13 protein-coding genes are annotated in these 12,616 nt (G+C 72.0%); 6 read left to right on the top strand and 7 right to left on the bottom strand.

Annotated elements, in window-relative coordinates:
• Positions 1–103 precede the first annotated feature (103 nt).
• A complete protein-coding gene (locus OG2516_RS14230) occupies positions 104–919 on the top strand; it encodes an efflux RND transporter periplasmic adaptor subunit (protein ID WP_007256406.1) in 816 nt (271 codons plus the stop codon).
• Here OG2516_RS14230 and OG2516_RS14225 read toward each other — a convergent pair.
• Positions 916–1,134 (bottom strand): hypothetical protein, encoded by a 219-nt coding sequence (locus OG2516_RS14225; protein WP_007256405.1) that lies wholly within the window; start codon positions 1,132–1,134, stop codon positions 916–918. The genes OG2516_RS14230 and OG2516_RS14225 overlap by 4 nt on opposite strands.
• 243 nt (positions 1,135–1,377) lie before the next feature.
• Here OG2516_RS14225 and dacB point away from each other — a divergent pair, with 243 nt between their 5' ends.
• Complete coding sequence (gene dacB, locus OG2516_RS14220) at positions 1,378–2,928, top strand: D-alanyl-D-alanine carboxypeptidase/D-alanyl-D-alanine endopeptidase (protein WP_007256404.1); 1,551 nt, start codon at positions 1,378–1,380, stop codon at positions 2,926–2,928.
• Here the strand turns inward: dacB and OG2516_RS14215 are convergent.
• The 6 genes from OG2516_RS14215 to OG2516_RS14190 are packed head-to-tail and all read right to left on the bottom strand — an operon-like array spanning position 2,900 to position 8,441.
• Positions 2,900–3,643, bottom strand: a complete 744-nt coding sequence (locus tag OG2516_RS14215) for an alpha/beta fold hydrolase (RefSeq protein WP_007256403.1) — start codon at positions 3,641–3,643, stop codon at positions 2,900–2,902. The two genes, dacB and OG2516_RS14215, sit on opposite strands and share 29 nt — an antisense overlap.
• Positions 3,643–4,695 (bottom strand): branched-chain amino acid ABC transporter permease, encoded by a 1,053-nt coding sequence (locus OG2516_RS14210; RefSeq protein WP_007256402.1) that lies wholly within the window; start codon positions 4,693–4,695, stop codon positions 3,643–3,645. Before OG2516_RS14210 ends, OG2516_RS14215 begins: the two co-directional genes overlap by 1 nt.
• Positions 4,695–5,726: a branched-chain amino acid ABC transporter permease gene (locus OG2516_RS14205; protein WP_007256401.1), complete on the bottom strand. Its 1,032-nt coding sequence runs from the start codon at positions 5,724–5,726 to the stop codon at positions 4,695–4,697. Before OG2516_RS14205 ends, OG2516_RS14210 begins: the two co-directional genes overlap by 1 nt.
• Positions 5,723–6,448 (bottom strand): ABC transporter ATP-binding protein, encoded by a 726-nt coding sequence (locus tag OG2516_RS14200; RefSeq protein ID WP_007256400.1) that lies wholly within the window; start codon positions 6,446–6,448, stop codon positions 5,723–5,725. The genes OG2516_RS14205 and OG2516_RS14200 overlap by 4 nt, the downstream gene beginning before the upstream one ends.
• Entirely contained in the window at positions 6,441–7,205 is a 765-nt protein-coding gene (locus tag OG2516_RS14195) for an ABC transporter ATP-binding protein (RefSeq protein WP_007256399.1), read from the bottom strand. Before OG2516_RS14195 ends, OG2516_RS14200 begins: the two co-directional genes overlap by 8 nt.
• Positions 7,206–7,265: 60 nt before the next feature.
• Positions 7,266–8,441 carry a substrate-binding domain-containing protein gene (locus OG2516_RS14190; RefSeq protein ID WP_007256398.1) on the bottom strand — a complete coding sequence of 392 codons (1,176 nt, stop codon included), beginning with the start codon at positions 8,439–8,441 and terminating at the stop codon, positions 7,266–7,268.
• Positions 8,442–9,309: 868 nt separating this feature from the next.
• On the opposite strand from OG2516_RS14190, the gene OG2516_RS14185 reads away from it, so the two are divergent.
• The 4 genes from OG2516_RS14185 to OG2516_RS20465 all read left to right on the top strand — a co-directional run.
• A complete protein-coding gene (locus OG2516_RS14185; RefSeq protein WP_007256397.1) occupies positions 9,310–10,392 on the top strand; it encodes a Zn-dependent alcohol dehydrogenase in 1,083 nt (360 codons plus the stop codon).
• A gap of 65 nt (positions 10,393–10,457) precedes the next feature.
• The gene (locus OG2516_RS14180; RefSeq protein ID WP_007256396.1) at positions 10,458–11,690 is read left to right on the top strand and encodes a mandelate racemase/muconate lactonizing enzyme family protein; all 1,233 of its coding nucleotides are present in this window, start codon (positions 10,458–10,460) and stop codon (positions 11,688–11,690) included.
• Between the two features lie 221 nt (positions 11,691–11,911).
• Positions 11,912–12,388: a GNAT family N-acetyltransferase gene (locus OG2516_RS14175; RefSeq protein ID WP_007256395.1), complete on the top strand. Its 477-nt coding sequence runs from the start codon at positions 11,912–11,914 to the stop codon at positions 12,386–12,388.
• Positions 12,349–12,616: hypothetical protein (locus OG2516_RS20465; RefSeq protein ID WP_007256394.1), on the top strand; the 268-nt coding region annotated here is incomplete at its 3' end. The genes OG2516_RS14175 and OG2516_RS20465, both read left to right, overlap by 40 nt.

Raw genomic sequence — 12,616 nt, 5'->3', positions numbered from 1 at the left:
ACGATCCCCGAAAATGCGGGTGAAAGTTTGTCTTATTGGTGCTCGAAAAATGCCTTAATGATGTATTAACGGCCTGATCCCGCAAAAAATCAAGGACGCTGAATTGTCTTCTGCCCACCTCCTCGCCCCCGGCCTCGCCGTCGCGCTCGCCGGATCGGCGCTCGCCGAGGAGGTGGCGCCGGTGACATGTCTGATCGAGCCGGCGGAGACGGCGGAGCTCTCCTTCGCGGTCGAGGGGCTGGTCTCGGCGGTGCACGTGGCGCGGGGCGACGTGGTGGCGGCGGGCGACGTGCTCGCCGAGCTCGAGGCGTCGGTCGAGGCGGTGCAGCTGGAGCTTGCGCAGGCGCGCGCCGAGGACACACACCGCGTCGAGGCCGCCCGCGCGCGCTTCGCCTACCTCGACGACCAGGCCGAGCGTGCCGAGCGCCTGGCGCGCAACCGCTCGGTGCCGGAGAGCCAGGCGCGCGAGGCGCGGATGGAGGCGGAGGTGGCCCGCCAGGATCTCGCCACGGCCATGACCGACCGCGACCTCGCCGCCATCGAGGCCCGCTCCGCGGCGGCGCGGCTGGCGCAGAAGCGGCTGCGCGCGCCGATGCCGGGGATCGTGACGGAGCGGGCGCTCGCGGTGGGCGAGCTGCACCAGGCCCAGCGCCCGGTGCTGACGCTCGCCCGGATCGACCGTCTCAAGGTCGAGGCGTTCCCGCCGATCGACTACATCGGCGCCGTCGCGCCCGGCGACGTGCTGACGGTGCGCCCCGAAGCGCCGGTGGGCGGCGAGTACGCCGCCACCGTCAGCGTCGTCGACCGCGTGTTCGACGCCGCCACGGGGACGTTCGGGCTGGAGCTGACGCTCGACAACGCCGACCTCGCCCTGCCCGCCGGCCTGCGCTGCGAGCTGGTCTTCGCGCCGCCGGCCTAGTTGTCGGTGCCGTCCGGGTCTTCCGGGTCGTAGGTCACGAACAGGCGGTAGCCGGCATAGAGGCCGACCCCGAGGAACAGCATCGCGAAGCCCACGGCGCCGGCGGCGAGTTCGAACAGGCCCCAGCCGATGCAGAGGCCGACGATGACGACGCGCCGCCAGAGCGGGCGGTAGAACGGGTCGTCAAACTGGAAGAAGCCCCGGCGGCGGCTCATGCGGGTGCCACCCGTCCGGCCCCGCCCCCGGCGGCCACCTTTCCGATCGACGGTCTGCGCCCCACCCCTGTCGCCTCTCCGGGAAATCCACATCCGCGCCGAGCATGACAGGCCGCGCGCGGAGTTCAAGCCGCCCCTCCCGGCCGGCACGGGCGGCGGGCTGCCGAGCGGGCGGATCACGTTTGCAAAAGGGGGGCGTGAGGCTAGTTGTCCCGGTGGATTTCATTGCAATAGGGTCCGCGCATGGCAGGACATCTCTCTCGCAGGGCGTTCCTCGGAACGCTCGCCGCCGCCGCGGGCCAGGCCGCGCTCGCCGACGCGCCGCTGCGCTCGCTCCATCCCCGGCTGCGCCCCGACGGCGCGGGCGGCGCGGTGGCGTTCGATCCTGGCGCGACGGCCCCCGCAGTGCGCCCGTCGCTCGAGCAGATCGTCGAGAATTCGCGGGTGCTCGGCTCGGTCAGCGCCGCGGTCGCCGACATCGAGACGGGCGAGCTGATCGAGGGCTACGCCGCCGACGAGGGCCTGCCCCCCGCGAGCGTCACCAAGGCGATGACCGCGCTCTACGCGCTCGAGACCCTCGGCCCCGATTACCGCTTCACCACCCGGCTCGTCGCCCTCGGCGAGGTGCGCGAGGGCGTGCTGGAGGGCGATCTCGCGCTGGTCGGCGGCGGCGATCCGACGCTCGGCAGCAACAACCTCGGCGATCTCGCCAAGGCGCTCAAGGCCGCCGGCATCACCGAGGTCGCGGGCCGCTTCCTCGTCTGGGGCGGCGCGCTGCCCCACGAGCACGAGATCGACACCGACCAGCTCGACCACCTCGGCTACAACCCCGCGATCTCCGGGCTCAACCTCAACTACAACCGCGTCCACTTCGCCTGGGCGCGGTCGGGCTCGGGCTACGACGTGACGATGGAGGCGGTGAGCGAAGGCTACGCCCCCGCCGTCGCCACCTCGCGGATGACGGTCGAAGACCGGACCCTGCCCGTCTACACCTACGCCAGCCGCGACGACATCGACGAGTGGACCGTCGCCCGCCGCCAGCTGGGCGACGGCGGCGCGCGCTGGCTGCCGGTGCGCGAGCCGGCGCTCTATGCCGGCGACGTGTTCCGCACGATCGCGCGCAGCGAGGGCATCGAGCTCGACGCCGCCGAGCTGGTGGAGGAGGCGCCCGAGGGCACCGAGATCGCCCGCCACGACAGCGCGCCGCTGGTGACGATCCTCGAGGAGATGCTGCTCTACTCGACCAACCTGACCGCCGAGGTGGTCGGCCTCAGCGCCACGCGCGAGCTGCACGGCCGCCCCGACAGCCTGCTGGCCTCGGCGCAGGCGATGAACGACTGGCTGCGCGACACCTACGGCGTCACCAGCGCCTTCGTCGACCATTCCGGCCTCGGCGACCGCTCCCGCATCGGCGCGGGCGAGATGGTGAAGATGTTCGTCGCGCCCGGCGTGATGGACAAGCTGCGCCCGATCCTGAAGCGCCACGTGCTCAAGGACGACGCCGGCGCGCCGATCGACGGCTACCCCGCCACGGTGCGCGCCAAGACCGGCACGCTCAACTTCGTCAGCGCGCTCGGCGGCTACATCACCACCGCCGAGGGCAAGACCCTCGCCTTCAGCATCATCTGCGGCGAGCTCGAGGCGCGCGAGGCCGGCGAGGCGAGCGGCGACGAGATCCCCGACGGCGCCCGCCCGTGGAACGCCCGCGCCAGGCGGCTGCAGCAGGACCTGCTGCAGCGCTGGGGGCTGGTCTACACCGAAGAGCCTATGGAAGCCGAGCCGACCACTCAGTGAGCACGCGCGCGAAGGCGTCAGGCTCCTCGAGGTGCGGCGAGTGGCCGGAGGCGGCGAAGCTGTACCGGCTGGCGTCCGGCAGCTTTTCCGCCAGCCAGTCGGCCGCGGAGGCCGGGTAGACGCGGCTCAGCGCGCCGTGGGCGACGAGGCAGGGGCAGCCGATTTGCGGGATGATCCCGCGATGGTCGGCGGCGGTCAGCTCGCGCCAGAGGCCGCGCATCTTGTCGGGATCGTTGGCGAGGATGGCGGCGCGGGCATCGGCGCGGCTGAAGCCGGGCGCGCCGGCGCTGTCGGCGAACATGGTCGCGGCGATGGCCTCGGCGGTGCCGCGCCAGTCCGCTTCCATTCGCGCCGTCGTGCGCGCCACGTCCGCCGCCCCCTGCTCGCGCAGCCCGTGCGGCCAGCCGGGCGCGTTGACCATCCGCGGGCTCATGTCGACGCACATCAACCCCGCCAGCCGCCCCGCCCCGTGCCGCTCGATCATCCGCCACGCCACCGCCGCGCCCATCGACCAGCCGACCAGCACCGCTCCCGCGGGCAGGTGCGCGTGGACGTGGTCGGCGCAGGCGTCGAGGGTCGGTGGCAGGTGCGCGGCGCTGGCGTGGCCCGGCAGGTCGGGCGCATGGCACTCGAACCCGCCGAGCCGCGCGGCCAGCCCGTCGAACACCGAACCGGACATCGTCCAGCCGTGCAGCAGGACGAGCGGGCGCGCCACTAGCGCCCGGCCCGGAGCCGCCCGACGATCCCGGCCGGGAAATAGTAGACCGACAGGATGAACAGCACGCCGAGCCAGAGCAGCCACCTGTTCGGATCGAGCAGCTCGGGCAGCAGCGGCAGGCCCGTCGCGGCGTCGGCGGCGACGCCCATGAGGTTCTGCAGATAGTTCTGCGCCAGCACGAAGATCACCGCGCCGAGCACCGCGCCGTACATCGTCCCCATGCCGCCGATCACAACCATCAGCAGGATGTCGAGCATGATCTCGAAGCTGAGCGTCGTGTCGGGCCCGACGTAGCGCAGCCAGATCGCGTAGAGCGAGCCGGCGAGCGCGGCGACGGCGGCCGACAGGCAGGTCGCGGTGATCCGGTAATAGACCACGCGGTAGCCGATCGCCTCGGCGCGGAAGTCGTTCTCGCGCACCGCCTGCAGCACGCGCCCGAACGGCGAGTTGACCACGCGCAGCAGCAGCAGGAAGAGCGCCAGGCAGCAGAAGAAGATCAGGTAGTAGTTCAGGATCTTGCCGGTGATCCGGACCCCGAAGACCTCGCCCAGCCGGAAGGCCGGGGTCAGCTCGCGCGGGATGCGGTAGGTCAGCCCGTCCTCGCCGCCGGTGAGCTGGTAGAGCTGGCTCACCAGCACCGCCACCGCCGAGGCGACCGCGAGGGTGATCATCGCGAAGAAGATCGCCCGCACCCGGAGCGAGAACAGCCCGATCACCAGCGCCAGCACCGCCGCCGCGAGCGCGCCGGCCAGCGTGCCGAGCGCCAGCGCGCCCCAGCCGCGCCCGACATGGGTCGAGGCCAGCGCCACGCCGTAGGCGCCGAGGCCGAAGAACATCGTGTGCGCGAAGCTGACGATGCCGGTATATCCCAGCAGCAGATCGTAGGAGGCGACGAGCAGGATGAAGATGCAGATCGTCGCCGCCGTCTCGAGGCTGCGCACGCCGGGGAAGAGGAAGGGCGCGAAGGCCAGCGAGATCAGCACGCCGAGCAGCAGCGCGGTGAGGACGAGCGAGCGGGGGCGGTCGCCGGAGAGCAGTGTGTTCAGCATCACTTTGCCTTCACCACGGGCATCATCCCCTGCGGGCGCCACATCAGGATCGCCGTCATCAGGCCGATGTTGCTGACCAGCGCCAGCTTGGGCTCGAGGAAGGCGACGTAGTTCTGCAGGAGCCCCACCAGCAGCGCGCCGATGAACGCGCCCTCCACCGAGCCGAGGCCGCCGATGATGACGACGATGAAGACGAGGATCATCATCCGCTCGCCCATGCCGGCGGTGATGACCTCCTGGTAGAGCGCCCACATCACCCCGCCGAGCCCCGCCAGCGCCGAGCCGGCGATGAAGACGCCGATGAAGACGAGCCGCAGCCGGTAGCCGAGCGTCTCGACCATCTCGCCGTTCTGCACCCCCGCGCGCACGATCAGCCCGATCTTGGTGCGCCGCAGCACAAGGCGCATGGCGACGAAGATGACGAGGCCGAAGCCGACGGCGAGGATGCGGTACTTCTCGAGCGCCGCGCCCGCGAAGGTCACGGCCCCCTTCAGCGCCTCGGGGCGGGTGAGGAAGATCTCGTCCGGCCCCCAGATGACGTGGATGAGCTGCTCGATCACGATCAGCCCGCCCACGGTGACGAGGATCTGCTTGAGGTGCGCGCCGTAGACCGGGCGCACGATGACCCGCTCGAAGCCCCAGCCCACCAGCCCGGTCAGCACCATCGCCACCGCGATGGCGAGCAGGACGGCGGTGAGGTTGAGCGCCAGGCTGTCGGCGGCGGTCCAGCCGGGCAGCGCCAGCAGCACCGAGATGCCGAGGAAGGCGCCGAGCGAGATGAAGGCGCCGTGGCCGAAGTTGATCACGTCCATCAGCCCGAAGACCAGCGTCAGCCCCGAGGCCATGACGAAGATCATCATCCCCATCGCCAGCCCCGACACGGTCAGCGTCAGCCACGACGAGGGCGAGCCGATGGCGAGCCAGCCGAGCAGCACCAGCACCGGCACCAGCAGGTAGGGCGCCGCCTGCCCGAGCCGCTCGGCGGGGCGCAGGCGTTCCATGCGGGGCGTGTGGTCGGGGGCGACGCTCATCGGGCAGTCTCCATGCTCAGGCCCATCAGCCGCTCCTGCAGCGCGGCGTCGGCAGCGAGCTCGGCCATCGCGCCGGTCCAGACGATGCGGCCGTCGTCCATGACCGCCGCGCTGTCGCCGAGCGCGCGGGCCACCGCGAAGTTCTGCTCGACCAGCAGGATCGAGGCGCCGGCCGCCTTCAGCTCACGCAGGGCGCGGGCCATGGTCGAGACGATGGCCGGGGCGAGGCCCTTGGTGGGCTCGTCGATCAGGTAGAGCCGGCGCTCCTCGGCCATGACGCGGGCGATGGAGAGCATCTGCTTCTGGCCCCCCGAGAGGTTGCCGGCCTCGCTCTTCCAGAAGGTCCGCAGCGGCGGGAAGGCGGCGAACACCGCCTCGAGCCGGGCCGGCTCGAGCGGGCCGGAGGCGGCGGCGAGGATCATGTTCTCCTCCACCGTCAGGTCGGTGAAGATGCCCATGTCCTCGGGCACGAAGCCGATCCCCGCCCGCGCCCGGGCCGGGGTCGGCAGCGCGGTGATGTCCTCGCCGGCAAAGCGGATCGCCCCGGCGCGGGCGCGCCAGTGGCCCATGATCGTCTTCAGCGTCGTGGTCTTGCCGACGCCGTTGCGCCCGAGCAGCATCGTCACCTGCCCGGCCGGCACGGCGAGGTCGACGCCCTGGAGGATGTGATACTGCGCGATGTCGGTCTCGACGCCGGTGAGCTGCAGGATCGGCTCAGACATCCTCGAGCTCCCGGCCCATGTAGGCCTCCTGCACAATGTCCGACGCCATCACCTCCGCCGGCGGCCCGTCGGCGGCGAGGGCGCCGTTGTGGAGCACGACGATGCGGTCGGCGAGGGTGCGGATCACGTCCATCTTGTGCTCGACGAGCAGGATCGTGGCGTCGCTGTCGCGCTTGAGCTCGGCGATCAGGTCGAGCACCACCGGCGCCTCGTCGACGCTCATTCCGGCGGTGGGCTCGTCGAACATGTAGACCTTCGGCTCGAGCGCGATCAGCATCGCCACCTCCAGCTTGCGCTGGTTGCCGTGGCTGAGCTCGGCGACCTTGTGATCGCGCAGCCGGTCGAGCCGCACCCGCTCGAGGACCACGAGCGCCGCGTCGGTCAGCTCGAACTCGGCGCTCGCCATGGAGAACAGGCTGAACCCCCGGCCCCGCCGGCCCTGGATCACGAGCCGGACGTTTTCCAGCACGGTGAGGTTGGGGAACAGGTTGGTCAGCTGGAAGGCCCGCCCCAGCCCGCGTTCGCAGCGGGCGGCGACGGAGAGGCGCGAGATGTCCTGCCCCGCGAGGGTGACGGTCCCGGAGCTCGCGGCGATCTGGCCGGAGATCAGGTTGAAGTAGGTCGTCTTGCCGGCGCCGTTGGGGCCGACGATGGCCGTCAGCTCGCCGGCGCGAAAGGCGCAGCTCACCGCGTCCACGGCCACGTGGCCGCCGAAGCGGACCGTGAGTCCGGCTGTCTCCAGAAGCGTCTGGCTCATTGCGTCATGTCCGGCTGAGGGAGAGGGGCGCGGGGCGGCGCGGGGCCGCCCCGTCTGCCGTCACTGGTTGCGGACGGGGATGTCCATGTCGTCGATGCCGAGCTCGCGCACCAGCACCGGGACGCCGTAATCCTTGCCCTCCTGCACCTCGGTGGTGAAGTGGTACATGGATTGCAGCGCCTGGTGGTCTTCGGGGCGGAAGCGCATCGTACCCTTGGGCGTCTCCCACTCCATGCCCTCCATCGCCTCGATCAGCGCCTCGGTGTCGACGGCGCCGCCCGCCTCGCGGATCGCCTCGACCACCGCGATGCCCGCCGCCATGCCGCCGGCGGTGAAGAAGTCGGGCGGGCTGTCGTAGCGGTCGAAATGCTGCTCGACGAGCCAGTCGTTCACCGGGTTCTGCGGGATCTCGTAGTAGTAGTAGGTCGCGCCCTCGAGGCCGGGCAGTTCCTTGTAGGCGGTGAGCGCGGCGAGGATGTTGCCGCCGGTGGCGATCTCGACGTCGAAGCGCGAGGGGTCCATCGCGTTGATCGCGCTCATCGGATTGCCGCCGCCGGCCCAGATGATGAACAGCTTCTTGTCCTCGGCCTCGACGCCCTCCATCGCCTGGAAGATCCGCTCGGCCGCGGCGGTGAAGTCGGTGGTGTCGGTGGGGACGTATTCCTCGTGCACGATCTCGGCGCCGGTGCCGTCGAGCGCCTCGCGGAACGCGGCGACGCCGTCGCGGCCGAAGGCGTAGTCCTGCGCCAGCGTGGCGATGGCCACGTCTTCGCCGCCCAGCGCCACGGCGTTGGAGATGGCGTCCTGACTCGAGTTGCGGCCGGTGCGGAAGATGTAGCGGTTCCAGTTCTCGCCGGTGATGCTGTCGGCGACGGCGGGCTCGACGATCAGGATCCGCTCGTATTCCTCGGCCACCGGCAGCATCGCCAGCGCGACCCCCGACGAGACCGGCCCGACCGCGATGTGGGCGTCGGCGTCGCCGTAGGCCTCGGCCAGCGCGGCGCGGCCGATGGCCGGGTCGAGCTGGGTGTCGAACTCGAGCACCTCGATCGGCTCGCCGTCGATCTCCATGGTGCCGTCGGTGGCGTATTCGAGCCCCAGCATCAGCCCGATGTGGCTCTGCTCGGCATAGGCCTCGAGCGCCCCGGTCTTGCCGTAGACATGCGCGATGCGGATGTCGGCGCTCGCGGCGGTGGTGCAGAGCATCAGCCCCGCCAGCGTTGCGAGCTTGGTCATAGGCGTCATCTTCGGATCCTCCCAATCCTCCAAATTCGCCCGATATGAAACATGAATCAGTGTTCATGTCAACGCGCTGCCTCCGCGCCCGGCGAGTGGCGCCGAGCGCGCGGCGCTGCTCGAGGTGCTGAGGGAGGTCGGCCGTGGACGAGAGGGGCGCGGCCCAGTCCAGCTCGAACTCTCGCCCCGGAGCAGCGCGAAAGCCGCGCCCTCGACGGGCCGCGATCCGGCGATCCGCCGGCCGTGGTAGGCGCTTGATGCCCGGAGCTGCCGCAAGAGCTCCGCACGGTGCGCTGACGGCAATCGTTCGCCGGCCGTGCGGGCGGCCCGGCGAGGGCGCGGCAGCCTGCGGCCTCGTCCCGCGCCCGGCACAGCTCGCCCTTCGCTCCGGAGCAAAGCGCAAGCCGCGCCCCCGACGGGCCGCGGCCCGGCGATCCGCCGGCCGTGGTAGGCGCTTGATGACCGGAGCTGCCGCAACAGCTCCGAGCGATGTGCTGACGGCTGATGTTCGCCGGGCCGTGGGGGCGGCCCGGCGAGGGCGCGGCGGCCTGCGGCCTCGTCCCGCGCCCGGCACAGCTCGCCCTTCGCTTCGGAGCAAAGCGCAAGCCGTGTCCTCGCCGGGCCGCGGACAGGCGATCCACCGGTCGTGGTAGGCGGTTTATACCCGAAGCTGCCGCACTCGCTCTGAGCGATGCGCCAACGGTCAACGATCGCCGAGCCGTGGGGGCGGCCCGGCGAGGGCGCGGCGGCCTGCGGCCTTGTCCCGCGCCCGACCGGCCCCCCAACACGCCGCAGACCGGCGCGCACCTGTCGCAAACGAGCCAGATCCCCCCCGCCGGGCGCGGATGGTGGCGCGAGGAGGTGCTTGATGACCAAAGTCAAAGCCGCGATCTGCCGGGCGTTCGGGGCGCCGCTCACCATCGAGGATGTCGAGCTGCGCGCCCCCGTCGCCGGCGAGATCGAGGTCGCGCTCGAGGCGGTGGCGATCTGCCACTCCGACATCTCCTACGCCGACGGCGCCTGGGGCGGCCCGCTGCCGGCGGTCTACGGCCACGAGGCGGCGGGCCGCATCACGGCAATCGGCCCCGGCGTCACCGGCCTGCGCGAGGGCGACCGGGTCGTGGTGACGCTGATCCGCGCCTGCCGGACCTGCGCCCAGTGCGGCAGCGGCCGCCCGACCCTCTGCGAAGACCCGACCAGCGACGCCCCGGCGCCCATGACCCTGCCGGATGGCGACCCGCTCTGGGCCGCGATGAACTGCGGCGCCTTCGCCGAGCGGGTGGTGGTCGACCAGAGTCAGGCGGTCGTCGTCGGCGACGACCTCGCCCCGGGACCGGCGGCGCTGCTGGCCTGCGGCGTCGTCACCGGCGTCGGCGCGGTGGTCAACTCGGCGGGCCTCAGGCCCGGCGAGGACGCGCTGGTGATTGGCGCCGGCGGCGTCGGGCTCAACGCCATCCAGGGCGCCCGCATCGCCGGCGCCCGCCGCATCGTCGCCGTCGACCTCGCGCCGGAAAAGCTCGACGCCGCCCGCCAGTTCGGCGCGACCGACACCGTCCTCGCCACCGATCCGGCCCCCTGGCAGCGGGTGCGCGCGGCGATCGGGCGCGGGGTCGACGCGGTCTTCGTCTCGGTCGGCGTCGCCGCCGCCTACGACAGCGCGCCCAACTACCTGGCCCCCGGCGGCCGGGTGGTGATGGTCGGGATGCCCGCGAGCGGCAAGGTCTCGACCTACGAGGCCGGCAACATCGCCGCCGCCGGGCAGGCGATGATCGGCTCCAAGATGGGCGACACCGTGATCCGGCGCGACATCCCGTGGCTCGTCGACCTCTACGGGCAGGGCCGGCTCAAGCTCGACGAGCTGGTCTCGCGGCAATGGCGGCTCGAGGAGATCAACGAGGCCATCGCCGACACCAAGTCCGGCGGCGCCCGGCGCAACGTCATCGTCTTCTAGGGCGGCACTGGACGCTCCGGCGCCGACGTGATGTCGTCGGCGCCGCAAGGCAGGGGAGCGCGCGCATGAAACTGGCGGATCTGGAAATCTTCGTCGTGGCCCCGCCCAGCCCGGGCTGGGGCGGGCGCTACTGGATCGTGCCCCGGCTGACCACCGACGACGGCATCACCGGCTACGGCGAATGCTACGCCGCCACCGTCGGCCCCGAGGCGATGCGGGCGGTGATCGAGGACGTCTTCGCGCGCCACATGGAGGGCGAGAACCCCGAGAACATCGAGCTGATGCTGCGCCGGGTGCTCTCGGCGGGCTTCACCCAGCGCCCCGACCTGACGGTGATGGGCGCGTTCTCGGGGCTGGAGATCGCCTGCTGGGACATCCTCGGCAAGGCGCGCGGCCGGCCGGTGCACGCGCTGCTCGGCGGGCGCGTCAACGAGCGGGTGCGCTGCTATTCCTACCTCTATCCCGGCATCGACCATCCCCTGCCCGCCTTCTGGAACGACCCCGACATGGCCGCCGAGTCGGCGCTCGAGCTGGTCGGGCGCGGCTACACCGCGGTCAAGTTCGACCCGGCCGGCTCCTACACGATCCGCGGCGGCCACATGCCCGCGATGTCCGACATCTCGCGCTCCATGGCCTTCTGCGAGGCGATCCGCGACGCGGTGGAGGACCGGGCCGACCTGCTGTTCGGCACCCATGGCCAGTTCTCCGTGCCCGGCGCGATCCGCCTGGGCCGCGCGCTCGAGGCCTACGACCCGCTCTGGTACGAGGAGCCCGTCCCGCCGGGCGATCCGGACGCGATGGCCGAGGTGGCGCGCGCGGTGCGGGTGCCGGTGGCCACCGGCGAGCGGCTGACGACGGCGTCCGAGTTCGCCGCGGTGCTGCGCGCGGGCGCGGCGCGCATCCTGCAGCCCGCCCTCGGGCGCGCCGGCGGGCTCTGGGAGGCGCGCAAGATCGCGGTGCTCGCCGAGCAGCACGGCGCGCAGATGGCGCCGCACCTCTATGCCGGCCCGGTCGAGTGGGCCGCCAACCTGCAGCTCGCCGCCGCCATCCCCAACCTGCTGATGGCCGAAACCATCGAGACCGACTTCCATTCCCGCCTCGTCGGCGGCACGATCCGCGTCGAGGGCGGCTTCGTCGAGATCGGCGACGAGCCAGGCCTCGGCATCGCCTTCGACGAGGACCTCGCCCGCGCCCACCCCTACGAGGGCGATGGCCTGCACCTCGAGATGAGCCAAGCCCCGGTGAGCTATCACGAGGACAACCTCTTCGAAGGCGGCGCCCCTGTCCGCAACCCGTAGGGTGCGCATTCATTGCGCCCCCCCGCGCCGACCTCACGCCACCTCCTGTTGACCCGCCGCCCCCCAGCCGCCTACTCTCCGCCGCATGACCCGCCAGACCGTCCGCACCGTCTACTTTACCGGCTCCCACTAGAGCCGGCGGACGACGTTTGACCTGAACGAAGCCGCCGCGGGGCGGCTTTTTCGTGGACACCGCCCTTCGGCCTGCCCGGAGACGCGAGATGACCGAGACCACCCTGCCCCCGCCCCGCCAGTTGCGGGTCCGCCCCTTCGCCTATGCCGATCTGCCCGAGCTCGACCGGATGGTGCACGCGCTCGCCGCGCATCACGGCGACGCCGCCGGCCACAGCCGCGACAAGCTGTTCGCCGACGTCACCGGCGCGGAGCCGCCGCTGCGGGTGCTGATCGCCGAATTCGAGGGGCGGCCTCGCGGTTACGCGGCGCTCTCGGTGCTGCTGCGTCTCCACTGCGCGCGCCACGGGATGGAGCTGCACCACCTCTACGTCGACGCCGAGGCGCGCGGGCAAGGGGTGGGCCGGGCGTTGCTGCAGGCCTCCGTCGTGCTGGCGCGGGACGCGGGGGCGAGCCAGCTGGTCGTCGCGACTCACCCGGACAACCCGGAGGCGCAGGCCTACTACCCGGCCGCGGGATTCGAGCTGTGGCCGTCGCGTGCGCCCCGGTTCCGGCTCGCGCTGTAGGCCGGCACCTCGCCGCGCTCGACGGCGCGCCGGACCTCGCCGGCCTGCGCCGCGTGCTCGCCGACGCCCGCGACGCCGCCGCGAGGCGCGACGAGGTGCGCGATCGCATCGCCACCTTCCGCAGCGCGCTGGAGTCGGTGCGCAGGGCGGCCGCCGACTGGGAGCTGGCCGAGGTGGGGTGGGAGGCCGTCGCGCCGGGCTTGCACAAATCGTACAAGAAGGGGCGTA

Source organism: Oceanicola granulosus HTCC2516, assembly GCF_000153305.1.
GTDB classification, from domain to species: domain Bacteria; phylum Pseudomonadota; class Alphaproteobacteria; order Rhodobacterales; family Rhodobacteraceae; genus Oceanicola; species Oceanicola granulosus.
Note: the sequence above shows the minus strand (reverse complement) of the source record. Positions and strands in the feature narration are given on the sequence as shown.

What these genes read in the sequence shown, in the direction of transcription:
- OG2516_RS14225 (WP_007256405.1), bottom strand. Translation starts at nt 1,134, where the DNA reads ATGAGCCGCCGCCGGGGCTTCTTCCAGTTTGACGACCCGTTCTACCGC.
- OG2516_RS14180 (WP_007256396.1), top strand. Translation starts at nt 10,458, where the DNA reads ATGAAACTGGCGGATCTGGAAATCTTCGTCGTGGCCCCGCCCAGCCCG.
- OG2516_RS14175 (WP_007256395.1), top strand. Translation starts at nt 11,912, where the DNA reads ATGACCGAGACCACCCTGCCCCCGCCCCGCCAGTTGCGGGTCCGCCCC.
- OG2516_RS14190 (WP_007256398.1), bottom strand. Translation starts at nt 8,441, where the DNA reads ATGACCAAGCTCGCAACGCTGGCGGGGCTGATGCTCTGCACCACCGCC.
- OG2516_RS14185 (WP_007256397.1), top strand. Translation starts at nt 9,310, where the DNA reads ATGACCAAAGTCAAAGCCGCGATCTGCCGGGCGTTCGGGGCGCCGCTC.
- OG2516_RS14200 (WP_007256400.1), bottom strand. Translation starts at nt 6,448, where the DNA reads ATGTCTGAGCCGATCCTGCAGCTCACCGGCGTCGAGACCGACATCGCG.
- dacB (WP_007256404.1), top strand. Translation starts at nt 1,378, where the DNA reads ATGGCAGGACATCTCTCTCGCAGGGCGTTCCTCGGAACGCTCGCCGCC.
- OG2516_RS14210 (WP_007256402.1), bottom strand. Translation starts at nt 4,695, where the DNA reads ATGCTGAACACACTGCTCTCCGGCGACCGCCCCCGCTCGCTCGTCCTC.
- OG2516_RS14205 (WP_007256401.1), bottom strand. Translation starts at nt 5,726, where the DNA reads ATGAGCGTCGCCCCCGACCACACGCCCCGCATGGAACGCCTGCGCCCC.
- OG2516_RS14195 (WP_007256399.1), bottom strand. Translation starts at nt 7,205, where the DNA reads ATGAGCCAGACGCTTCTGGAGACAGCCGGACTCACGGTCCGCTTCGGC.